Here is a 22,594-nt window from a genome sequence, read left to right as displayed (position 1 = left end):
TCTGCATGGCCAGGACAACGACCAGAGCCGGGAGTCACGGACTGTGACTCCCTTACTGCACAGCATGGTTGACTGACAGTCACGCCAACAAGCGCTTCGGGCATATTCCCGCGTGAAGGAGTACGTATAGGGGATACTGTGCGACGCTCGTGACGCCGAGTCGAACAAACCCGGAGCGCGATCCCCAACCGCCGTACGAGCAGCGGCGGGCACCGCCTGGCCCGAAACCGCCCCGGCCCGGCCCGTCCGCACGGCCCCGCACCGCGCCCTCACGGCACCGGAGCGGCCGGGCGACTACGGAGTGTGACGAGTCCAGGGAGGGCGTTACCGACCGTGGACTCTTCGTTACCCACGAGTGCCACGATCGGTAACATCGCTGGCCAACGCCTCACCGTCGACGGCCCCGGAAACCGCCACCGGCCCGTCCGTCAGCGCGGCGGCCAGCCGTTCCTCGCTCCACGCGCTCCCTCCGGCCCGCCGCGCCCGCACCCAGGCCCGCTTCAGGTGCAGATGCACATCCGCCTCCCAGGTGAAGCCCATGCCCCCGTGCACCTGGAGGCAGTCCCGGGCCCCGCGCACGGCGGCCTCGTCGGCGAGCAGCCGGGCGGCGGCGATGTCGGCGGGGTCGGCGGTCACGGCGGCGGCGTAGACGGCGGCCCGGGCGGTCTCGGCCCGCACCAGCAGCTCCGCGCACAGGTGCTGCACGGCCTGGAACGCCCCGATCGGCCGCCCGAACTGCTTCCGCGTCCGCGCGTGCTCCACGGCCATCTCGCACACCCGCCCGGCCGTCCCCAACTGCTCGGCGGCGGTGAGGAGAACGGCGACGGGGTCCGGAGCGGGGCAGCGATCCGCCGGGAGCCGGTGCAGCGGTGTCAGCGGGTCCACGGACCGCAGGGGTACGGCGCCTCGGGCGTCCCCGCGCACGGTGTCCGCCGCGTCCAGCCACTCCACCAGCTCCCCGTCCACGGCCGTCACGACCGTCTCCCCGTGCGCGGCGCCGGGTACGGAGTCCGCCGCGAGGTGGGTGGCCACGAGGGGGCCGGGCAGCAGCGCCCGGCCCGCCTCCTCGAAGACCAGGACGGCCTCCGGCAGGCCCCCTCCGGCCCCGCCGTCCGCCTCCGGCAGCCGCAGCGAGAAGAACCCGGCCGTGCCGAGGGTGCGCCACAGCTCCCGGTCGAGCCGGCCCGGCGCGTCCACGGCCGCCCGCAGCCGCTCGCGCCCGAAGCACCGCCCCAGCAGTTCCCGTACCCCCGCCCGCAGGGCGAGTTCGTCGTCGTCGAGCCGGAAACGCACGGTCATCTCCCCCTGGGCAGGCCGAGGATCCGCTCGGCGACGATGGAGCGCTGGATCTGCGAGGTGCCGGCGGCGATGGTGTACGCCAGCGCGGACAGCCGGGCCGGCACCCAGGGCCGGTCCAGGTCGAGGGCGTCGGCGCCGAGGACGTCGGCCGCGGTGTCGTACAGCTCCTGACGGGCGTGCGAGTAGCGGAGCTTGAACACCGAGCCGCCCGCGCCCGGTACCCCGCCGGCCGCCTCCGCCTCGCTCACGTTCCACTGGACCAGCCGCCACAGCGCCCGGAACTCCGCCTCCAGCCGGGCGAGCGCGCGCCGCAGCACCGGATCGTCCCAGCGGCCGTTCTCCCGGGCGGCGCGGGCGAGCGCGGTCAGCACCCGGCGGCAGGCGACGACCTCGCCGGCGAAGGCGGTGCCGCGCTCGAAGGAGAGGGTGACCCGCGTGACCCGCCAGCCGTCGTTCTCCTCCCCCACCCGGTGGGCGACCGGCACCCGCACCTCGTCCAGGAACACCTCGGCGAACTCCGCCGGCCCGGCGAGCGTGCGCAGCGGCCGTACGGTGACCCCCTCGGCGTCCATGGGCAGCGCCAGCCAGCTGATGCCCCGGTGCCGGGGGGCGTCCGGGTCGGTGCGGACCAGCAGTTCGCACCAGTCGGCGACCTCGGCGTGCGAGGTCCAGATCTTGGACCCGGTCACCACGTAGCAGTCGCCGTCCCGCCACGCGCGCGTGCGCAGCGACGCGAGGTCCGAGCCCGCCTCCGGTTCGCTGAACCCCTGGCACCACACCTGCTCGCCGCGCAGGATCGGCGGCAGCCAGCGCGCCCGCTGCTCGGCGGTGCCCTCGGCGGCGATCGTGGGCCCGGCGTGCAGCAGCCCGACGAAGTTGGCGCCCACGTAGGGCGCGCCGGCCCGTTCGGTCTCCTCCAGGAAGATCAGCCGCAGGACGGGCGAGGAGTCCCAGTGCACACCGGCGTACCCGGCGTCGTACAGCATCCGCTGCCAGCCCAGGTCGTAGGCGCGGCGGGCGGGCCAGTCGTCCGGGGACGGCCTGGCGGGCAGGCCGGGCAGTGCCGTGGCGAGCCAGGCGCGCAGCCGGGCCCGGAACTCCTCTTCCTGAGGGGTGTACGAGAGGTCCATCAGTCCAGGTCCAGGCCGAGCATGCGGATGGCGTTGCCGCGCATCAGCTTGTGCACGGTCTCGTCGTCCAGGTCCTTGACGTGGTCCAGGGCGACCTCCTTGGTGTGCGGGAAGGTGGAGTCGACGTGCGGGTAGTCGGTCTCGAAGGTGGCGTTGTCGCGGCCGACGGCGTCCAGCGAGGCGATGCCGTGCCGGTCGCGGAAGAAGCAGCAGTAGATCTGCCGGTAGTAGTACGTCGAGGGCGGCTCGGGCACCAGGTCGCGCACCCCGCCCCAGGCGCGATGCTCCTCCCACACGTCGTCGGCGCGTTCCAGGGCGTACGGGATCCAGCCCATCTGGCCTTCCGAGTAGGCCAGCCTGAGCCGGGGGAAGCGCACCAGGACCCCGCTGAAGAGGTAGTCCGTCATCGAGGCCATCGCGTTGTTGAAGCTCAAGGCGGCCTGGACGGCGGGGGGCGCGTCCGGGGAGGCGGCGGGCATCTGGGAGCTGCTGCCGATGTGCATGGCGACGACCGTCTCCGTGTCCTGGCACACGGCGAAGAAGGGGTCCCAGTAGCCGGAGTGGATGGAGGGCAGCCCGAGGTGGGTGGGGATCTCGGAGAAGGTGACGGCCCGCACCCCGCGCGCGGCGTTGCGCCGGATCTCCGCGACGGCCAGCCCCACGTCCCACAGCGGGATCAGGCACAGCGGGATCAGCCGGCCGCCGCTGTCCCCGCACCACTCCTCCACCATCCAGTCGTTGTAGGCGCGGACGCAGGCGAGGGCGACCTCCTTGTCGTGGGCCTCGGCGAAGGTCTGCCCGCAAAAGCGCGGGAAGGTGGGGAAGCAGAGGCTGGCCTCGACGTGGTTGAGGTCCATGTCCGCCAGCCGCGCCTTGGGGTCCCAGCAGCCGCGCCGCATCCGCTCCCGGGTGATGCCCTCCAGCGTCATCTCGTCCCGGTCGAAGCCGACGGCGGCGATGTTGCGCTTGTACGGGAACTTCAGGTCCTCGTAGATCCACCAGTCGGTGGGCGGGCCCTCGGGGTCCATGGTGATCTGGTACTTCCCGCCCACGTAGGCGAGTTCCCCGATCCCGGCGGTCAGCGGCCTGGGGCCCCGGTCCCGGAAACGGGCGGGCAGCCAGGTCTCGAAGAGGTGGGCGGGCTCGATCACGTGGTCGTCGACGCTGATGATGCGGGGCAGTTCTCTCGCCATGGTCCCCTCCGCCGGACGGTACTTATCTGATGGTCCGTCAGATAGCATCGCAGCTGACGAGTCGTCAGCCAAGCAGGGGGCAGCCGTGAACGAGACCCCGCACACCCTCGCTTCCGCCCGCACGCTGTGGGAGCTGGTCACCCGCCGCGCCGCGCTCACGCCCGGCCGCCCGGTGCTGCTCCAGGGAGACCGGGCGCTCACCTTCGGCGAGCTGCGCGACCGCGCCGAACGCGTCGCGGCCGGCCTGTACGGCATGGGGGTGCGTCCCGGCACGGTCGTCGCCTGGCAGCTGCCCACCCGCGTCGAGACCGCCCTGCTGTCCCTCGCGCTGGCCCGCCTGGGCGCCGTGCAGTCCCCGCTGATCCCCTACTACCGGGACCGGGAGGCCGGCTTCGCGCTGCGCGCCGCCGAGGCGGAGTTCTTCGCCGTACCGGGCGTCTGGCGCGGCCACGACCACACCGCGATGGCCCGCCGGCTCGGCGCGCCGGGCGTGTTCGAGGCGTACGGCACCCTTCCCGACGGCGACCCGGCCGTGCTGCCCCCGCCGCCCGCCGAGGGCACCTCGGTCCGCTGGATCTACTGGACCTCGGGCACCACCGCCGACCCCAAGGGCGTGCTGCACACCGACCGCTCCCTGATCGCCGCCGGCTCCTGCCTGGCCCACGCGCTGCGCCTGACCCCGCACGACGTCGGCTCCATGGCCTTCCCCTACGCCCACATCGCCGGGCCCGACTACACGGTGATGCTCCTGCTGTACGGCTTCCCGGCGGTGCTGTCCGAGCGGTTCGCGCTGCCCGACGCGCTCGCGGAGTACCGGCGGCACGGGGTGACGGTGGCGGGCGGCTCGACGGCCTTCTACTCGATGTTCCTGGCCGAGCAGCGCCGGCGGCCGGGCGAGCGGCTCATCCCCTCGCTGCGGCTGCTCGCGGGCGGCGGCGCGCCCAAGCCGCCCGGGCTGTACCACGCGGTGGTCCGCGAACTGGGCGTGCAACTCACCCACGGCTACGGCATGACCGAGGTCCCGATGATCACCATGGGCGATCCCGAGGACACCCCGGAGAACCTGGCCACGACCGAGGGACGGCCCCCCGAGGGCATGGAGATCCGGATCGTCGACGGCGAGATACGGCTGCGTGGCGAGGCCGTCTGCCAGGGCTATCTGGACCCCGCCCAGACGGCCGCCGCCTTCGACACCGACGGCTTCCTGCGCACCGGCGACCTGGGGCACCTGACCGCCTCCGGGCACCTGGTCATCACCGGCCGCCGCAAGGACGTGATCATCCGCAAGGGGGAGAACATCTCCGCCAAGGAGATCGAGGACCTGCTGGCCGCGCACCCGGCGGTGACCGACGCGGCGGTGATCGGCCTGCCCGACCCCGAGCGCGGGGAACTGCTCTGCGCGGTCCTCGAACACCGGCCGGGCACCCCGCCGCCGACCCTCGCGGAGATCGTGTCCTTCCTCCGGGCGGCGGGGCTGTCCGTGCACAAGCTGCCGGAACGGCTGGAGGTGCTGGCCGAGCTGCCGCGCAACGACACGCTGCGCAAGGTGCTCAAGTACCGGCTCCGCGAGCGGTTTTCGTCCTCCTGAGCAAGACGGCGCGCGGCCGGTCGCGGTTGTCCGCCTCCGGGACCATTCGCCCTGCCGTTTCTCCGACCCGGGTGCCGTGAAACGCGACTTCAGGGAGGATTCGCTCGACTCCCGCGCGCGCGAGGGTGGATGGGTTGTCCGTCCACCGACCCGAGGACTCCCTTCGTGCGAAGCAGTAGAACCGCCTCCCTGCTGGCGGCCGGTGCCGCCGCCGTCATGGTGCCCGTACTCCTCCCGGCCACCGCCTCCGCCACACCGTCCGCCGCCGGTCCGCTCGCCCGGTACCTCACACAGAAGCCGGCCTGGCACCGCTGCGACCCGGACACACCGGCCGCCTACCAGTGCGCCACGATCAAGGTGCCGCTCGACTACGGCCGGCCCGGCGGCAGGAAACTGGACCTCGCGATATCGAGGTGGAAGACCAGCACCAAGAAGCAGCACCGGGGTGCGCTCCTGCTCAACCCGGGCGGCCCGGGCGGCTCCGGCCTCGACATGCCGCTGTACATGGGCGACGTACTGCCCGCGTCCGTGAAGAACACCTACGACCTCGTCGGCTTCGACCCGCGGGGCGTCGGCCGGAGCTCCCCGGTCGGCTGCGGTCTGACCGACAAGGAGCTGAACTGGGAACGCCCCTACAAGGAGGCGACGTTCGCCAAGGACGTGGCCTGGGCCCGGACCGTCGCCGAGAAGTGCCACGCCAGGCAGGGCGACAAGCTCCGCCACATCTCCACCCGCGACACCGCCCGGGACATGGACGTGATCCGTGCCGTGCTCGGCGAGAAGAAGATCTCCTACCTCGGCTACTCGTACGGCACCTACCTCGGCGCGGTCTACACGCAGATGTTCCCCCAGCGCACCGACCGGTTCGTCCTGGACAGCGCCGTCGACCCGGCCCGGGTCTGGCGCGGCATGATCCAGGTCTGGGCGGAGGGCGCCGAACCCGCCTTCACCCGGTGGACCAAGTGGACCGCCGAGCGGAACTCCGCCTACCGGCTGGGCGCGACCCCCGAGGCCGTCCGCAAGACCTTCTACGACCTGGTCGCCCAGGCCGACCGCAAGCCGATCGACGTCGACGGCACGCGGATGACCGGCGACGACATCCGCCTCACCAGCCGCGCCGCGTTCTTCAGCGTGCGGGACGCCGCCGAGTGGGTCGTCACGCTGAAGAAGGCCGCCGCCGGCACACCCGCCGGCCGGGGCCTCAAGACTCCGGCGCCCGTTGCGCCGTCGTTCGCCCGTGCCGTGCCCGAGGACAACGGCGACGCCGCCTTCTGGTCGGTCCTCTGCGCCGACCAGCGCGACTGGCCGCGCGACCCGGAGCGGTACCGCGCCGACGCGATCCGCGACAAGAAGAAGTACCCGCTGTACGGCGACTTCGGCTCCAACGTCAAGCCGTGCGCCTTCTGGAAGACCGGCGGCGAGCGCACCACCAAGGTCGACAACAAGGTCCGCGCGCTGATCCTGCAGAACGAGTGGGACCCCCAGACGCCGCTGACCAGCGGGCAGGGCCTGCGCCGTGCCATGAAGGGCGCGAAGATGGTCACCGTCGCCGGGGGTGTCGGACACGGCGTCTACGGCAACAAGTCGTGCGCCGACAAGACGGCCACCGCCTACCTGACCACCGGCAGGCTGCCGTCGAAGGACATCACCTGCAAGGCCACGCCCCAGGCGGCCGAGCGCGGCAGCCTGCTCCCGCTGCCGCTCCCGGGCTCCCGGGGCCTGCCGGGTCCGGGCGGCCGTTTCTGACGCCGCTCACATCCGGCTGAGGCTCACGCCGTTCACATCCGGCTGAGGCTCGCGGCCGCGTACAGCACGTCCCGGATCGCCCGGCGGTCGCCCTCCTAGCCCGCCGCGGCGTCCTCCGGGGACACATGGCCGGCCGCGAGCTTGCAGAACTCGGCTCCGTCGAGCACCAGGCGGGCCACCTCCAGTTCCGCGGAGCCCCGTGCCGCCGGCGAGTCCAGCGGGATCAGCCACTCGCCTCCGGCGTCGCCCTCGATCTCCAGCCGCAGGCTGCGGCCGGGCGCGCCGGCCGGCACCAGGTGCGGGGTGTGACGGGCCGGCTCGGACAGGCCCGCGCGGCGGCGCTCGGCGAGCACCGTCGGCAGCACGCGGGCCGCGAGGTCGATCATCCGGTGCAGATGCCGGGGCGCCGGCACCGCGTACGGGTAGTCCACCGCCTTGGCGATGTCCTCGGCGTGCACCCAGCACTCGAAGGCCCGGTCCAGCATCGCGTCGTGCAGCGGCAGCGTGAACTCGCCGTAGGACACCGGCAGTCCGCCCGTGCGGCCGCCGGTGAAGGACACCGTGCGCACCAGGGCGTGGCTCTGCTCCCGCCAGGCTCCGCGCACCGCGTGCGCCGGCGGCAGGTGCGCGGAGCGCCAGTAGACCTCCGTGCGGCCGGCCGGTCCCGCCGCGCCCGCTCCGGCCGGACCGGCCGGACCGGCGGCCCGGGCCAGCGGGTCGGCGAGGCCGAGCGCGGCGGCGATCAGCCCGTCCACCGCGAGCAGGTGCGCTATGACGCCGGCGACGGTGGTACGGCGGCCCGCCGGGAGGTCGTTCTCGAACCAGCGCAGTTCCACCGGCGCCCGCCACTCCGCGTCCCTGAAGTCCTGGAGCAGCGCGTCCAGCCGGGCGGTCTCGGCGTCGTACGGCGCGGCCCAGTCGGGGACCGGGATGCGCGGCGGCCGGCGCCGCAGGCAGCTCTCCAGGACCCGGGTGCGCAGACCGGGGTCCAGGTCCAGACTCTCCGGCTGGTGCAGCAGGCCGACCGCCTCGCGCAGCCGGCGGGCCTCGTCGGCACAGGCACCGCAGCCGCCCAGGTGTTCCTCCACGGCCGCCGTCTCCGCGGCCGAGCAGGCGGTCAGCGCCCAGGCGCCGAGCAGCGACTTCAGGACGTCGTGCGACAGATCGAGCGGCGGCACGGGTGCGAGGTCCCCCAGGTCGGCGCGGGCGGGGAGCGGAAGTCCGCTGTCCTCCACGGAGGTTCGGGGCGTGGGTATGCGCGGGCCGGGCACCGCCCCGGACCGTCCGGCGCCCGCGGCGGCACCGCCCGGCGGCCCGAAGCGCCCGCCGGAGCCGGCCGGGCCGCGGTGGCCTCCGGAGCCGGTCCGGCCGCGGTGCCCGCCGGTGCCGCCTTCCCGGTGCTCCCCGGGCTCTTCGTCGTCCCGGCGGCCGTCCGCCGCGCCGTGGGCGTTCCCGTGCGCCCCCTCGAAATCGTGCGCCCCCTCGGAGCGGTGCGGGCCGTTCACACCGCACCCCGGTATCCCGGCGGGGTGCCGGCGTCGTGGGCGGTGGCCAGGAGCTGGAGGCCGAGGCGGAGCCGGCGGCGCGCCTCGTCCTCGGTGACGCCGAGGCCGGCGGCGGTCTGGCGGTAGTCGCGGCGCTGGTTGTAGGCCAGGTCGAGGGCGGCCCGCAGCGGGGCGGGCATGGAGTGGACGATGTAGTCGGCGCGGGCGGCGACCGAGGCGCGCCGCACCGTGCCCTCCCGTTCCTCGCGCAGCGGCTGCTCCAGTTCCTCCCGGTCCCGCAGCCGCTGTACGGCGACCCGCTGGGTGACCTCGGCGAGCCAGGAGCGCAGCGGGCCCTCCCTGGGGTCGTAGGTCTCGGGGTGCTCCCAGACGTGGGCGAAGACCTCGCGGGTGACGGAGTCGGCGGCCCGCTCGTCGTCCAGGACGCGGTGGGCCAGGTTGTGCACGAGGGAGGCGAACCGGTCGTACATCTCGCCGAGGGCCGCCGCCTCACCGCGGGCGAGCCGCTGTTGCATCTTGCGGTCCCACCGGGGCGACAGATCGTTCCTGGCCATGCGGTCCCCTCCCCTCACCGTCCAGCGGTCACCGGGCCGGTCGGCCCCGCCCTCTCGAATGTAGTCGGCCCCTCCGACAGCGCACGCCCCTTTGTGCCAATGTGCGCCCCCGAAGCCACCTCCCGTGATAGTGCCCTCTTCACACAACCTTCACGCGAGTCACGCGCACACTTGATCAAAGACGATCGTTGATGACTGGAATAAGCCCCTTATTGATCACCCGCCGTTTGCGGCGTCACGTTTCAGGGAACGGCCGCTGGGCAGCCGCGCGACAGGAAACGTAGGAACTGCTTCCGTTTCCGGGCGGTTCCGGGACATCCCGCGAGCGGAGGGGCATGGCCGTGGCATTCAAGGTGACCGGCGTCGAACAAGGCCGGTGGGCCGTGCTCCGGGTCTCCGGGGAACTGGACCTGATGACCTCGCCGGTGCTGCGCCAGCACGTGCACGACGCCGTCGCCGAGGGACACCACAGCCTCGTCGTCGACCTCTCCGACGTGTTCTTCTGCGATTCCAGCGGGGTCGGCGTGCTCATCGCCGCCCGCCGGCTGATCCGCTCCTGCCAGGGCCGGCTGCGGCTGATCCTGCCGGACCGGGGCGCCGTCGACGGCTCGCACGTCAACCGCGTCCTCGGCGCGCTCGGCGTCCGCCGCCTCTTCGACGTCCACCCCGACCTCGACTCCGCCACCACGGACGAGGCCGGACCGCTGTCCGCCTGATCCCCCTCCGGGTGTGACAACGTCCCGGCCGGGACACGGCGTTGTCGCGGAATTCCCCCGGTCTTGGCACAGTCGTCGGTTTTCCGCCATCCGACGGCCATCCGCGTCGTACGCTCCCAGCCAGGCCCACGGACCCGCCCGGTCCCGCGGTCCCCCCATGTACGACGCACACGTAAGGCGGCCCCCCACATGGCCAGCACCGAGTACGAACGCCGGATCGCCGCCCGGTTCGCCGGATTCGACCAGGACGGCAACGGCTACATCGACCGCGAGGACTTCAGCGCGGCCGCCAAGGCCCTGCTCGCCGAGTTCGCCGTGCCCGCCCGCTCCGCCACGGGCCAGGCGCTGTACGCCGGCGCGGAGGCGTTCTGGCAGGGCATGGCCGGCATCGCCGACCGGGACGGCGACCAGCGCATCACCCGCCAGGAGTTCGTCACCGGCGCGGTCAAGCGGCTGCGCGACAATCCCGGCCGGTTCGCCGAGATCGCCCGCCCCTTCCTGCACGCGGCTCTGGCGGTGGCCGACACGGACGCCGACGGGCGGATCACCGTCCCCGACGCCGCCCGCGTCCTGCGCGCCCTGCACGTACCGGCCGGCCCGGCCGAGACGGCCGCCGCCGCGCTCGACACCGACGGCGACGGAAGGATCGACGAGCGGGACGTCGTCCCGGCCTTCGCCCGCTACTTCACGGTGCCCGAGCAGGCGTGAGCTTCACGGTGCCCGAGCAGGCGTGAGGGCCGCCCGGACCACCCGGGCTCAGGGGCCCAGGGGTTCGGAGGCCCAGGAGTTCAGAGGCTCAGGCGAACACCACGGTCCGGCGGCCGTTGAGCAGGATGCGCCGCTCGGCGTGCCACTTGACGGCCCGCGCCAGCGCCTGGCACTCCACGTCCCGGCCGATGGCCACCAGCTGGTCCGGCGTCACACCGTGCCCGACCCGCTCGACCTCCTGCTCGATGATCGGCCCCTCGTCCAGGTCCGCGGTGACGTAGTGCGCCGTCGCGCCGATCAGCTTCACGCCCCGCGCGTGCGCCTGGTGGTACGGCTTCGCGCCCTTGAAGCTCGGCAGGAACGAGTGGTGGATGTTGATGATCCGGCCGCTGAGCTGCTTGCACAGGTCGTCCGAGAGGACCTGCATGTAGCGGGCGAGGACGACCAGTTCGATCCGCTCCTCGCGCACCAGCTCCAGCAGCGCGGCCTCGGCCTCGGGCTTGGTGTCCTTGGTGACCGGGATGTGGTGGAAGGGAATGTTGTACGAACCCACCAGCTCTTCGAAATCGGTGTGATTCGACACCACGCCGACGATCTCCACCGGAAGCGCGCCGATCCGCGCCCGGAACAGCAGGTCGTTCAGGCAGTGCCCGAACTTGCTGACCATGAGCAGGACGCGCATCTTCTCGTCGGCCCGGTGGATCTGCCAGTCCATGTGGAAGGAGTCCCCGACCGCGGCGAAGCTCGCCCGCAGCTTCTCCACCGTCACCGGCGCCTCGGCCGAGAAGTGGACGCGCATGAAGAACAGTCCCGTGTCGTGGTCGCCGAACTGCTGGCTGTCCTCGATGTTGCAGCCGGTCATGAACAGGTAGCTGGACACGGCGTGCACGATGCCCTGCTTGTCCGGGCAGGAGAGCGTCAGGACGTACTGGTCGGCCGGGGCGGCGGCGGAAGCGGACTGATCTGTCATGCACCACAGGGTCCCATACCGGGCACCCCGCGCGTGCCGCCGTCCGCTAAACGGAACGCGTCAGGATGCGCAGGACCTCCAGGCTCTTCGGGGCCGCGTCCGGGTCGTCCCCGTCGCTCACCGACATCCGTACGTGCGCGTCCCGCGCCGCCCGCACCGCGTCCGGCCAGCCGGGGTTGTCCAGGTAGGCGGCGACCGGCGCGTCCGGGCCGACCTGGTGCATGATCCGCAGCAGCCGCAGCACGGCGGTGTCGACGAGCGCCGCCTCCTGCGAGTCCCGGAATATGGTGCCGACGTACTTCTCCGCCGACCAGTTGTCCAGCCAGGTGTCCTCCACCAGCCGGTACACGGCGTCCGTGACGTCGCCGTAGCCGTCGGCCCCGGCCAGCCAGACCTCGCGCTGGAACACCGGGTCGGAGAGCATGTGCAGCGCCGAGCGCACATTGCTGCGCCACCGCCACCACGGCATGTCGTTGAGGGGCATGCCGCCCATGGTGGAGGAGCGGCGGCCGCGACGGGAAGAGTTCTCCGAACCTTGCACGGTCACCGATCGTACGTTCCGCGGCCGCCCCCGCCCACCGGCCCCCGTAATTCACCTCGCCGTCACCCTTCGTTGACCAAGGGTCACTCAGGGGTTAGCGGTGTGAGGGAATCGTGCGTGTCCATGACCGGCAGGCGACGCACTCGCACCATCCCCGTTCCCGCCTCTTCCCGCTCTTCCCGCCCCGTCCGGGCCACGGTGCTCGCCGCGTGTGCCGTGGCCCTGTGCGCGTCGCTCACCGCCGCGTGCGGGCTCGTCCCCGGTGCCACGGGGGGCTCCGGGGACGAGCCGGTCACGGTGATGACCTGGGCCCCGCAGGACACCGACGCGACCAACAAGCCCGGCATGCCCGCGATGGCCCTCGCCTACGCGAAGTGGGTCAACGCGCACGGCGGCATCAACGGCCGCGAGCTGAAGGTGCTGACCTGCAACGACCACAACGACAGCGTGGGCGCCGCGAAGTGCGCCAAGCGCGCCGCGGCCGAGAACGTGGTCGCCGTCGTCGGCTCCTACAGCCAGTTCGGCGACTCCTTCCTCGCCCCGCTGGAGGGCGCCGGCATCCCCTACATCGGCGGCTACGGCGTCACCAACGACGAGTTCACCGGCACCATGTCCTACCCGGTCAACGGCGGCCAGCCCGCCCTGCTGGCCGGCCTCGGCAAGGCCCTCGCGGCCGGCTGCGGCAACGTCGCCCTGGTCCGCCCCGACAGCATCGCCGGCGACCAGCTGCCCGCGCTGCTCGACTCGGGCCTTCGGGCCGGCGGGCACGCGGACGCCGACGACCAGCTCGCCGCCGAGGACGCCACCGAGTACGGCGACCAGGCCGAGCGGGCGCTGCGCCACGCGACCGCCGACCCGGCCCGCGAGGGCTGTGTGGTGCCCGCGCTCGGCGACCGCACGGACACCTTCATGGACTCCTTCCGGCGGGTCCGCGCGAACCACCCGGACGTGCGTACGGCGACCGTGCTCGGCAGCGTCGACCAGACGGTGATCAACGCCACGGGCGGGGCCTCCGGGCCGTACGAGGGGGCGTACATCACCGGCTGGTACCCGGCCGCCTCCGATCCGCGCTGGGCCCCGATGCGGAAGGTGATCAGCGAGGCGGCCTTCGACGACGACCGCATCGACCCCGCCGACGCCGGGGTGCAGACCACCTGGATCGCCTACACCGTGCTCCGGGCCGTCCTGGAGAGGATCGGCGACGGCGAGGTGAGCGCCGACGCCGTGCGGCGCACCCTCAACGACGGGCTGCGGGTCTCCACCGGCGGCCTCACCCCCACCCTGATCTGGCCCTACGCGGGCAGGCTCGCCGCGGTCGGCTTCCCGCGGCTGGTCAACGCCGACGTCACCCTCCAGGTGGTCCGGGGCGGCCGGCTGGTCGCGGCCGGACAGCGCGTCGGCGACAAGAAGGGGGTCGCCGACATGACCCCGGTCCTGGCGCGGGCCGAGGTGCCCTGACGGGCCCCGGCGCCGGGGCCCGCCGGGGGCGTCACAGCTGGGTGGGCTGGCGCTGGGTCAGGCCGTACTGCCGGGCGATCGCGTTCCACAGCGGGGCCGCCTTGCCCTTCTGCTCGGTCGCGGTCTTGCTCTCCCGGTTGCCCGCCTGGGTCTCGCCGGTGGAGCGGGCCTGCCCCTTGTGGCAGCCCTTGTGCCCCTTGACCTGGTCGGCCCAGGCCGCGTAGTGGTTGTCGGCCGCGGCGGACGCCTGCCAGGCCCTGGTCAGGGCGTCCCTGAGCTGGCCCTGGGAGTGCAGCTTGTCCGTGGGCAGCTTGTTCAGCCGGGTGACCAGCTCACCGCGCTGCCGGGCCGCGTCCCGCAGGTCGGCCGCGGCCTGGTCGAGGTTGTCGCACTTGCGGACGTCGGCCACCGCCTGGATCACCGCGGCCCGGCTGCTGCCGCTGTCCGCGAGCAGCTTGTCCAGCTCCACCGCCTGCTGCCGGGCGGGGTCGGCGCTGGGCGAGGCGGAGGCGGAGTCCGTACCGGCCGGGGACGCGGCCACGACCGGCGTGTCGTCCCCGCCCGCGTCCTTGCCGTCGCCGCCGCCGGCGCTGAGCAGGGCGCCGGCGCCCACGCCGACCACGATCAGGCCCACCGCGGCGGCGGCGATCAGCGGCACCCGCGACCGGCCGCCGCGCCGCCCGCCGCCGTCGTCCGGCCCGTGGTCGTACGACGGCTGCGCCGGGCGGTACGCGGACGGCTCCGGGCCGGGGTAGGCGTCCGGCCGCTGGACGACCGGGAGCTGCTGGGTGGAGCCGGCCGGGCCGTCGCCGCCCGCGGGGCCGCCGCGGAAGAGGTTGTCGAACTCGGCGGGCGGCTGCCGGTCCGCGGCCGGCACCGGCGCCTGGATCTGGGTCTCGGCCGCGTAGGGCGGGATGTACTGCGTGGCCTCCGCGTCGGCGGGCGCGGGCCCCGGCTGCCGGGGCGTCCGGCCGAGGTAGCGGGTCTCCTCGGCGCCCGACTCCGGCGGGAGCGCGCCGGAGGCCACCGGCGGGATGTACTGGGTGGCCGCCTCGTCACCGGGGCCGGCGGGACCCGCGCCGACCGGCGGGAGGTACTGCGTGGCACCGTCGGCCGGCGCGGCCTGCACGGGCGGTATGTACTGGGTGGCGCCCTCGTCGGCGCCGCCCTGGGCGCTGACCGGCGGGAGGTACTGCGTCGCGGCGTCGGCCGGCGGGGGCAGCGGGGCGCCCGCGGCGGACGGCGTCGGCGCGCCGGGCGACGCCTGATACGGCTGCCCCGGGTACGGCTGCTGGTTCTGCTGGGGCTGGTACGGCTGCTGGGAGTGCTGCCCGGGATGCGGCTGCTGTGCCTGGTACGGCTGCTGGGACTGCTGTCCCGGATACGGCTGCTGGGGCTGCTGGTACGGGTCGGGCGCGCCGTAGCCGGGCTGCGGGGGCGTGCCGTAGGCGCCGGGGCCGGCGGCGTGGGTGTCGCCGTAGCCGGGTGCCTGGCCGCCGTACGACGGGGCCGGGGCGCCCTCCGGGGGCAGCGGGCCGGGGCCCGCGGCGGACGGGGACTGCTGTCCGGGGCCGGTCCACTGCTGGGCCGCCGCCGGGGGCCAGCCCTGGCCCGGCGGGGGCGTCTGCTGCCCGGGGCCCCGGGAGCCGTCCCAGGACTGTCCGCCGGCCGGGGCGGCGGGCTCGGGCGGCGCGGTCGTGCCCGGCAGCAGGGGCTCGCCTCCGTCCGAGGGCAGCACGATGCCTTCGCGCGCGGGCCGCGCCGAGGGCTCCTCGCCCTGTCCACTCTGCGTCACCGGGACTCCTACTAATGGGGGACCTTGTGAATCGTCGGCACACGCTACCGGGTCCCCCGAGCCGGGTGCCACGCAGCTCAGGACGTGATCTGCCGTGCTGTGACGGCGATAACAGGGCCGGCCCCGCGGCGCGCCGCGCACGGCACCCGGCACCCACCGGGTGCCGTTCCCGTGCGTTCACCTTGCCGCGGGGCCGTTGTTCACGCGGCCTGCTGGAGTTCGAGGCGGGCCCCGAACTCCCGTACCACCGCCTCCTCCCGGAACGGCTCCAGACGCTGCTGGAGGTCGTCCAGATACTCGGCGCCCCGGTTGGAGCGCAGTGTCTCCAGCAACTCCACCGCTCTCAGGCCGGTGTTGCAGGCCTGCTCGATCTCGCGCTGCTGCACCTGGGCGGTGGCGAGCAGCACATAGCCGATCGCGCGGCGGCGGGCCCGGGAGGCGGGGTGCCCGGCCAGCGACTGCTCGGCGTACCGCGCCGCCTGCTCGGGCTGTCCGAGGTCACGGTGGCAGTGCGCCAACTCGTCGGCCAGGTATGCCTGGTCGAAGTGCGCGATCCACGCCGGGTCGTCGCCGTCGGCGGCGTCGGCGCGCTCCAGCGCGGTCACCGCGCGCCCGCCGGCCGCCTGTGCCGCGCGCGCGTCGCCGAGCAGGGCGTGCCCGCGCGCTTCGGCGGCGTGGAACATCGCTTCCGCGCGCGGGGTGACATGCCCGCGCGCGCCCTCCTGCGCCGCCCGCGCCAACTGGGCGATCTCGCGCGGGTTCCCGAGCTGCGCGGCGAGGTGGCTCATGGAGGCGGCCAGGACGTACCCGCCGTACCCGCGGTCGCCGGCGGCCTGGGCGAGGCGCAGCGACTGGATGTAGTACCGCTGGGCCAGGCCCGGCTGGCCGGTGTCCACCGCCATGTACCCGGCCAGTTCGGTCAGCCGGGCGACGGTGGCGAAGAGTTCGCGGCCGACCGCCTCCCGGTAGGAGCCCGCGAGCAGCCCGGACACCACGCTGTTGAGGTAGTGCACCACGACCGGGCGGACGTGCCCGCTGCCGTACTGGTGGTCGAGGTCCACCAGCGCCTGGGTCATGGACCGCACGGCGGCCACGTCGGACTGGCCCACGCGCGGGCCCGCCTGCCGGGCCACCTGGGTGTCCGGCGCCGAGATCAGCCAGTCCCGGCTGGGCTCGACCAGCGCGGAGGCGGCGACGGAGGAGCCGGACAGGAAGTCCCGGCGCCCCACGTCGCTGCGCCACAGCTCGCAGACCTGCTCGATGGCTCCCAGTACCGTCGGCGAGAACTGGAGGCCGACCCCCGAGGCGAGGTTCTTGCCGTTGGCCATGCCGATCTCGTCGATCGTGACCGTCCGGCCGAGCTTGCGCCCGAGCGCCTCGGCGATGATCGCCGGGGCCCGGCCCCGCGGCTGCTGTCCGCGCAGCCAGCGGGCCACGGACGTCTTGTCGTAGCGCAGGTCGAGGCCGTGCTCGGCGCCGCACATGTTGACCCGCCGGGCCAGCCCGGCGTTCGAGCACCCCGCTTCCTGGATGAGTGCTTGCAGCCGTTCGTTCGGCTGCCTCGCCACGAGAGGCCTTGCGGCCATGTGTGTACCCCCTGCGTTGCGGTCCCCTTGGAGCGTGTTGTCCGACCCTGCGGAGCCCGCGGCTCCGTCCCGGTCGGTCCGGTCGGGACGATCACTGCCCAGTAGACATACCGTCAATGCGCGACATATGCGGTTTGCCGGAAGTAATGGAGGATGCCGGCCCACTCCCTGGCTACCCCGCCCACGCCCGGCTCCCTCGTGCGCGCCCCCGGCCGTGCCTCCATGCGCCCCGACCGCCGGAACGATGCTCCTCCCCGCGCGCGCCCCGGGGCCGTAACTCCAGGTGGGCAGGGGAGTTGAGAGGAGCGTGGAAGAGACGATCGCGGGCGCCGAGAACACGCAGATGGCCGGTCAGATTCCGCGGCAGCGCGGGACATCGCTGCTGGAGACCGCCGTACGCTACGCCGAGGAGCGGCACTGGGACGTGGTGCCGGGCACCTGGCTGGAGACCGCCGGCGGCACGCAGCGCTGCTCTTGTGGTGAGGCCGCCTGCCCCGCGCCGGGCGCGCACCCCGCGCGCCCCGACTGGGCGACCCACGCGACCGGCAGTGCGACCGTCGCGCGCCGGATGTGGCAGCAGCAGCCGGCGGCGTCGATCCTGCTGCCGACGGGCCGGACGTTCGAGGCGTTGTCCGTCCCGGAGAGCGCCGGGTTCCTGGCGCTCGCCCGGATGGAACGGATGGAGCTGACGCTCGGTCCGGTCACGCTGACCCCGGACCGGCGGATGCAGTTCTTCGTGCTGCCGGGGGCCTCGGCGAAGGTGGCGGACCTGGTGCGGCGGCTGGGCTGGTCGCTGCCGTCGCTGGACCTGGTGGCGCTGGGCGAGGGCGCGTACGTGGCGGCGCCGCCCACCCGGTTCGGGTCCCGGGGCGCCGTGCAGTGGGCCCGCCGCCCGACCCCGGCGAACCGCTGGCTGCCGGACGTGGAGGAACTGATCTCGCCGCTGGCCTACGCCTGCGGAAGGGACCGCTGACCCGTTCCCCTGTCGAACACGCGCCCTGAAAGTCCGTTTTCGCGGTCAACACCCCTCATATGAGTGACACCGCGCGATGAATGATCGCCGTGTGTGAGGGGATCTTCCTGGCAGGAGGCGGACCGCTCGGGGAAAAGCCGGTCCGAGGGGGATGACCCTGAGAGCTCGGGGCTCCGGGTCAGCAACAGGGGAGGACAGGCCCCGGCGCCACACGGCGCCGGGGCCCCTGCTCGTACCGGACCCGGCTCAGCGCTTGGCCACGAACACATGGGAGGCGACGTCCGCCTCCAGCTCGGCCGCCTCGCCGCCGCTGCCCACGAGCACACCGCCGGGCGACTCGGTCACGCTCACCACCGAGCCGGGCTGCACGCCCGCCCGCCGCAGCGTGTACATCAGCTGGGCGTCCGTCTGGATCGGCTCCCCGATACGGCGTACGACGACCGTCTTGCCGTCCGTGCCCGCGTCCAGGTCGGCCAGCGAGACCATGCCCTCGTCCAGGAACGGGTCGGCGCCGTCCTTCTCGCCCAGCTCCTCCAGGCCCGGGATGGGGTTGCCGTACGGCGATTCGGTGGGATGCCGCAGCAGCTCCAGCACGCGCCGCTCCACGGCCTCGCTCATCACGTGCTCCCAGCGGCAGGCCTCCGCGTGCACCTGCTCCCACTCCAGCCCGATCACGTCGACGAGCAGGCACTCGGCCAGGCGGTGCTTGCGCATCACGCGCGTCGCCAGCCGGCGCCCCTCCTCCGTGAGCTCCAGGTGCCGGTCGCTGGCCACGGACACCAGGCCGTCGCGCTCCATGCGCGCCACCGTCTGGCTCACCGTCGGCCCGCTCTGGTCCAGCCGCTCCGCGATGCGGGCGCGCATGGGGACGACGCCTTCCTCTTCGAGTTCGAGGATGGTGCGGAGATACATCTCCGTGGTGTCGATCAGTCCGGACATACGTGCCCCTCGATTACCTCTGCCGGCAGCCCCGGCGCGTGCGCGGCCCCCCTGTACATCAATTCTGCCGGATCCCACTGACAACCGGGCGGCACCAGGGAAACGGGGCTGTTCGAAGGGGGCACGGGCCGTTGTCGGAGACGAGCGCGCGGGGCGGTCGCGCCCACGCGGGCCGATCGTAGCGCGGCGCCGTCCCCGTCGCCGGGTCCGGTCACCCGGCCGACTACGGGCACGGGGACGCGGGTCGCCACCGCGAAGCCACCACCGGGTCCGGGCCCGGGACCGGACGCCACCGCGCGGGGCGGCCGTCGGACAGCGGACGCGGGGGCAGGCACCCGGCGTGCGGACGGCACTGCTCCCGCCCCTGGGGCGCGGGGCCCGGAACCGTTCGCCACCGCGCGGGACACGACGTCGGACGGCCGGGCTGTCCCGGCGGGCGGGGCCGTCGTACGCCGGTGCGGGCCCATGGCCGGCTGCCTGCGCGCAGGGCAGGCGTCGGGCGGCCGGACGCCCACGGCAGGCAGGGCCGTGGGGCGCCGTCGTGGGTCCCCGCCGGGCGCGTGCCTTCGGCCGTATTGACACCGCGATGGTCCAGACCGCACCGTGATCCGCGACACAGACGCTGCGAAGGGGCACCGCATGAGCGACGGCACGCCTGCCGACCTGTTCTTCGACGCCGCCATCGGCCTGCTGCAACGGGTCCGCGACGAGGAGGCCGAGGCGATCGCCGCGGCCGGCGCCCTGCTCGCCGACACCGTCGCGGCCGGCGGCCGCCTGTTCGCGTTCGGCGCCGGGCACTCCTCGCTGGCCGCCCAGGACGTCGTCTACCGCGCGGGCGGCCTGGCCCTGATGAACCTGCTCGCCGTCCCCGGAGTCGTCGGCGTCGACGTCACCCCGGCCACCCTCGGTTCCGCCCTCGAACGGGTCGACGGCCTGGCCGGTGCCGTCCTGGACACCTCACCGGTGCGCCCCGGCGACGCCCTGGTGATCATCTCCCTCTCCGGCCGCAACGCCCTGCCCGTGGAGATGGCCCTGGGCGCCCGCGCCCACGGTCTGAAGGTCATCGGCGTGACCTCGGTGGCGTACGCCGCCGAGACCACGTCCCGGCACGCCTCCGGCACCTTCCTGAAGGACCACTGCGACATCGTCCTGGACTCCAAGATCGCCGTAGGGGACGCGGAACTCACCCTGGACACCATCCCGGCGCCCTTCGCCCCCGCCTCCACGGTCGTCACCACCGCCCTGCTCCAGGCCGTCATGGCGACCACCGCCGCCGCCCTCGCCGACCGCGGCATCGAGCCGCCGCTGCTGCGCTCCGGCAACGTCGACGGCGGGCACGAGTGGAACGGCCGGGTGATGGCGCAGTACGGCGACCGGATCTTCTACCGCCGCTGACCCCCGGCTCACCCGGGGTGGCCTACCCGCGCACGGCCTCCGCCAGGTCCAGGGCCGCCGCGATCCGTACGGCGACGTCCTCGGCGTAGGCCGTGTCGGCGCGCTCGAAGCGGCTGCGGCCGGCGCCGCGCAGGAAGGTCAGCACGCCCAGTGTCCGACCCCGGCTGCGCAGCACCGCGCACAGCGCGTGCACCGCGTCGTCGGGCCACTGCCGCTCCAGCGCCCACTCGCGGGCCCGCTCGGCCGGCACCTCGCCGGCCTCCGCGCGCACGGTCCCGGCGCGCCGCACGCACTGCCGCGCCGGGTGGTCCTCCGGGTAGCGCACGGGCAGTCCGGCCGCGCCCGTCAGCAGGCTCGGACCCGGCGCCCCGGCGGGCGTGGCGGCGAGCCGGACCAGCCGGACCGGCTCCGCGTCGCCCTCGCCCGGCGTGCTCGGGCCGTCCGCCAGCCGGTCGACCAGGGCGTGGTCGGCGAACCCGGCGAGGGCGAAGTCCAGATGGACGGTGGCCGCCTCCACCGGGTCCTCGCACTCGGCGGCGGCCCGGGCCGCGCGGTGCAGCTGGTTGGAGCGGAACCGCAGCAGGGCCGCCTCCTGCTGGTCCTGCCTGGCCTCGGTGACGTCCTGGAACAGCCAGCCGACGCCGAGCGGCACCGGCTCCTCGGCGAGCGGCGAGGCCAGCCGCAGGAACCCGTTGCGCCAGCAGCGGCGCCGCTCGCCCTCGGGTGTGCGCACGACGACCCACATCTCGGCGGGGGCGGGCGGCGCGCCTTCGGCCAGGACGTGCGTCAGCGCGGCCTCCAGCTCCTCCGCGCCCTGCGCCAGCAGTTCGCCGAGCGGCCGGCCCAGCGCCGAGGTCCGTCCGACGCCCAGGGCACGTGCCGCGTAGGCGTTGACCACGGCGGGCCGCAGATCGGCGTCGACGAGGACGACCCCCCAGGCGGCGTCCTCGAACAGCGCCTCGCTCAGCGCGATGGACCGCTCCAGGTCGATCTGCGCGTGCACCTCGCTGAACGCGCAGTACACCCCCGCCGGTTTCCCGTCGGGCCCGCGCACGGCGGCCGACTGGGTGCGCACGAGGATCCGCCCGCCGTCCTTGGTCACCAGCGCGAACTCGTGCACCTGACGGCCCGGCGCGTGCATCGCCGACATCAGCCGGGCCTGCACCTCCTCGGCGTCGGCGCTGCGCACCGCCCACCCGGCGAACCCGTGCCGCCCGACGGCCTCGTCGGCCGTCCAGCCGAGGATCCGCTCGGCCTCGCGGTTCCAGTGCGTGACGACCCCGTCGGCGTCGAACGCGCACAGCGCCGCGTCCATCCCGTCGAGCAGTGCGGCCAGCAGGTCGGAGCCCGGCTCACCCGGCTCGTCCGGCCCCAGCTCGTCCGTGGCCCCACTCCGCCGCGAAGCACTCACCTGGACCCCCTGGAAACTGCCTGCGCGCCTGTGCATACGGCGCCCGGTTCCCTCACCGGCCTTCATTCAACTGGAACGTGACCCAGCCCACACCCTGTTCCCGCAAGAAAAAACAGTTGAGTGCGTCCCGGGTGCTTCCTAGGCTGTCGGTACACGAGAAGGGAGGTGGTTCGGCAGATGTATGAGAACCGGACGCGTGAGGTGGCTGCGGGCTAGCGGCCCGACACCACAGCATGTGCGGTGCCGGACCAGCGTGTGAGAGATACGCGCAGCCGGCCCAATCCCAAGCAGTCACCCGACCCGCGGGCTGCCGGTACGTCCGGCCGGCTCCTCCTCGGAGGAACCCAGCCCGCGGGTCGTCTGCGTTTCCCGCGTACGTCGCCCCCGGGGGTCAGGGGCTGAGGCGCTCCACCGTCCAGGTGCCGTCCGGCCGGGCGGTGTAGCGCAGCCGGTCGTGGAGGCGGTTGGCGCGGCCCTGCCAGAACTCGACCGTCTCCGGGATGACCCGGAAGCCGCCCCAGTGCGGGGGCACCGGGACCTGTTCGCCCTCCGGGTAGCGGGCCTCGAGTTCGGCGTAGGCCGCGTCCAGTTCCGAGCGGGAGGCGATCACCGTGGACTGGGCACTGGCCCAGGCGCCCAGCTGGGAGCCGTGCGGGCGGGTGCGGAAGTAGGCGGCGGTCTCGTCGCGGCCGGTGCGCCGGGCGGTGCCGGTGACGATGACCTGGCGGGCCAGCGGGTGCCAGGGGAAGAGCAGCGAGACGTGCGGGTTCCCGGCGAGGTCGAGGGCCTTGCGCGAGCCGTAGTTGGTGTAGAAGACGAAGCCCTCGGTGTCGTACTGCTTCAGCAGGACCGTGCGGGCGCTGGGGCGGCCGGCCGCGTCCACCGTGGAGACGACCATGGCGTTGGGCTCGTAGAGCGTGCCGTGCAGCGCAGCCCGGGCCGCGTCCTCGAACCAGCGGGCGAACTGGTCCATCGGATGGGTGGCGAGGTCCTCCTCGGCGAGGCCGTCGGCCCGGTACTGCTTGCGCATGGCAGCGGGGTCGAGAACGGGGTCCGGAAGCGGGTCGCGATCGGTCACGCGGTCATC

General features: G+C 73.9%; 18 protein-coding genes and 1 pseudogene. 7 read left to right on the top strand and 12 right to left on the bottom strand.

Annotation, left to right across the window (positions count from 1 at the left end; genetic code table 11):
• Positions 1–345 precede the first annotated feature (345 nt).
• From IE251_RS06560 to IE251_RS06550, 3 genes are read right to left on the bottom strand one after another with little or no spacing between them, the layout of a single operon-like run.
• The gene (locus IE251_RS06560) at positions 346–1,299 is read right to left on the bottom strand and encodes an acyl-CoA dehydrogenase family protein (protein ID WP_234471430.1); all 954 of its coding nucleotides are present in this window, start codon (positions 1,297–1,299) and stop codon (positions 346–348) included.
• Positions 1,296–2,429 (bottom strand): acyl-CoA dehydrogenase family protein, encoded by a 1,134-nt coding sequence (locus IE251_RS06555; protein WP_189751934.1) that lies wholly within the window; start codon positions 2,427–2,429, stop codon positions 1,296–1,298. Before IE251_RS06555 ends, IE251_RS06560 begins: the two co-directional genes overlap by 4 nt.
• Positions 2,429–3,622 carry an amidohydrolase family protein gene (locus IE251_RS06550; RefSeq protein ID WP_189751933.1) on the bottom strand — a complete coding sequence of 398 codons (1,194 nt, stop codon included), beginning with the start codon at positions 3,620–3,622 and terminating at the stop codon, positions 2,429–2,431. The genes IE251_RS06555 and IE251_RS06550 overlap by 1 nt, the downstream gene beginning before the upstream one ends.
• Before the next feature lie 85 nt (positions 3,623–3,707).
• Between IE251_RS06550 and IE251_RS06545 the strand changes: the two genes are divergently transcribed.
• The gene (locus IE251_RS06545; RefSeq protein WP_189751932.1) at positions 3,708–5,210 is read left to right on the top strand and encodes a class I adenylate-forming enzyme family protein; all 1,503 of its coding nucleotides are present in this window, start codon (positions 3,708–3,710) and stop codon (positions 5,208–5,210) included.
• 165 nt (positions 5,211–5,375) lie between these two features.
• Positions 5,376–6,956: an alpha/beta hydrolase gene (locus IE251_RS06540; protein ID WP_373301974.1), complete on the top strand. Its 1,581-nt coding sequence runs from the start codon at positions 5,376–5,378 to the stop codon at positions 6,954–6,956.
• Positions 6,957–6,988: 32 nt separating this feature from the next.
• Here IE251_RS06540 and IE251_RS06535 read toward each other — a convergent pair.
• Both IE251_RS06535 and IE251_RS06530 read right to left on the bottom strand, forming a co-directional pair.
• Positions 6,989–8,461, bottom strand: a pseudogene (locus IE251_RS06535) (zf-HC2 domain-containing protein).
• Complete coding sequence (locus IE251_RS06530) at positions 8,458–9,015, bottom strand: sigma-70 family RNA polymerase sigma factor (protein WP_189751930.1); 558 nt, start codon at positions 9,013–9,015, stop codon at positions 8,458–8,460. Before IE251_RS06530 ends, IE251_RS06535 begins: the two are co-directional and overlap by 4 nt.
• 335 nt (positions 9,016–9,350) lie before the next feature.
• On the opposite strand from IE251_RS06530, the gene IE251_RS06525 reads away from it, so the two are divergent.
• Positions 9,351–9,731: an STAS domain-containing protein gene (locus IE251_RS06525; RefSeq protein ID WP_181795815.1), complete on the top strand. Its 381-nt coding sequence runs from the start codon at positions 9,351–9,353 to the stop codon at positions 9,729–9,731.
• Positions 9,732–9,920: 189 nt separating this feature from the next.
• The gene (locus IE251_RS06520) at positions 9,921–10,439 is read left to right on the top strand and encodes an EF-hand domain-containing protein (RefSeq protein WP_189751929.1); all 519 of its coding nucleotides are present in this window, start codon (positions 9,921–9,923) and stop codon (positions 10,437–10,439) included.
• A gap of 88 nt (positions 10,440–10,527) precedes the next feature.
• Here the strand turns inward: IE251_RS06520 and purU are convergent, their stop codons facing one another.
• Both purU and IE251_RS06510 read right to left on the bottom strand, forming a co-directional pair.
• Positions 10,528–11,409 (bottom strand): formyltetrahydrofolate deformylase, encoded by an 882-nt coding sequence (gene purU, locus IE251_RS06515; RefSeq protein WP_189751928.1) that lies wholly within the window; start codon positions 11,407–11,409, stop codon positions 10,528–10,530.
• A 46-nt stretch (positions 11,410–11,455) separates the two neighbouring features.
• Complete coding sequence (locus tag IE251_RS06510) at positions 11,456–11,956, bottom strand: SCO4402 family protein (RefSeq protein WP_189751927.1); 501 nt, start codon at positions 11,954–11,956, stop codon at positions 11,456–11,458.
• Between the two features lie 117 nt (positions 11,957–12,073).
• Between IE251_RS06510 and IE251_RS06505 the strand changes: the two genes are divergently transcribed.
• On the top strand, positions 12,074–13,408 hold the full coding sequence (locus tag IE251_RS06505; RefSeq protein WP_189751926.1) for an ABC transporter substrate-binding protein: 1,335 nt from the start codon (positions 12,074–12,076) through the stop codon (positions 13,406–13,408).
• 31 nt (positions 13,409–13,439) lie between these two features.
• Here the strand turns inward: IE251_RS06505 and IE251_RS06500 are convergent, their stop codons facing one another.
• A complete protein-coding gene (locus IE251_RS06500; RefSeq protein ID WP_189751925.1) occupies positions 13,440–15,203 on the bottom strand; it encodes a hypothetical protein in 1,764 nt (587 codons plus the stop codon).
• A gap of 200 nt (positions 15,204–15,403) precedes the next feature.
• Positions 15,404–16,789, bottom strand: coding sequence for an NsdA family TPR-like regulatory protein (locus IE251_RS06495; RefSeq protein WP_189751924.1), 1,386 nt, complete (start codon positions 16,787–16,789; stop codon positions 15,404–15,406).
• A 307-nt stretch (positions 16,790–17,096) separates the two neighbouring features.
• Here IE251_RS06495 and IE251_RS06490 point away from each other — a divergent pair, with 307 nt between their 5' ends.
• Entirely contained in the window at positions 17,097–17,762 is a 666-nt protein-coding gene (locus IE251_RS06490) for a bifunctional DNA primase/polymerase (RefSeq protein ID WP_229896636.1), read from the top strand.
• A gap of 246 nt (positions 17,763–18,008) precedes the next feature.
• Here the strand turns inward: IE251_RS06490 and IE251_RS06485 are convergent, their stop codons facing one another.
• Entirely contained in the window at positions 18,009–18,701 is a 693-nt protein-coding gene (locus tag IE251_RS06485) for an iron-dependent transcriptional repressor DtxR (RefSeq protein ID WP_030611974.1), read from the bottom strand.
• Between the two features lie 639 nt (positions 18,702–19,340).
• Between IE251_RS06485 and IE251_RS06480 the strand changes: the two genes are divergently transcribed.
• Positions 19,341–20,096, top strand: coding sequence for an SIS domain-containing protein (locus tag IE251_RS06480; RefSeq protein ID WP_189751923.1), 756 nt, complete (start codon positions 19,341–19,343; stop codon positions 20,094–20,096).
• A gap of 22 nt (positions 20,097–20,118) precedes the next feature.
• Here the strand turns inward: IE251_RS06480 and IE251_RS06475 are convergent, their stop codons facing one another.
• Both IE251_RS06475 and pdxH read right to left on the bottom strand, forming a co-directional pair.
• Positions 20,119–21,507, bottom strand: coding sequence for a PAS domain-containing protein (locus IE251_RS06475; protein ID WP_189751922.1), 1,389 nt, complete (start codon positions 21,505–21,507; stop codon positions 20,119–20,121).
• A gap of 391 nt (positions 21,508–21,898) precedes the next feature.
• A complete protein-coding gene (gene pdxH, locus IE251_RS06470; RefSeq protein WP_189751921.1) occupies positions 21,899–22,585 on the bottom strand; it encodes a pyridoxamine 5'-phosphate oxidase in 687 nt (228 codons plus the stop codon).
• Between the last annotated feature and the right edge of the window lie 9 nt (positions 22,586–22,594).

Origin of the sequence: Streptomyces eurythermus (assembly GCF_014649115.1) — a bacterium.
GTDB classification, from domain to species: domain Bacteria; phylum Actinomycetota; class Actinomycetes; order Streptomycetales; family Streptomycetaceae; genus Streptomyces; species Streptomyces eurythermus.
Note: the sequence above shows the minus strand (reverse complement) of the source record. Positions and strands in the feature narration are given on the sequence as shown.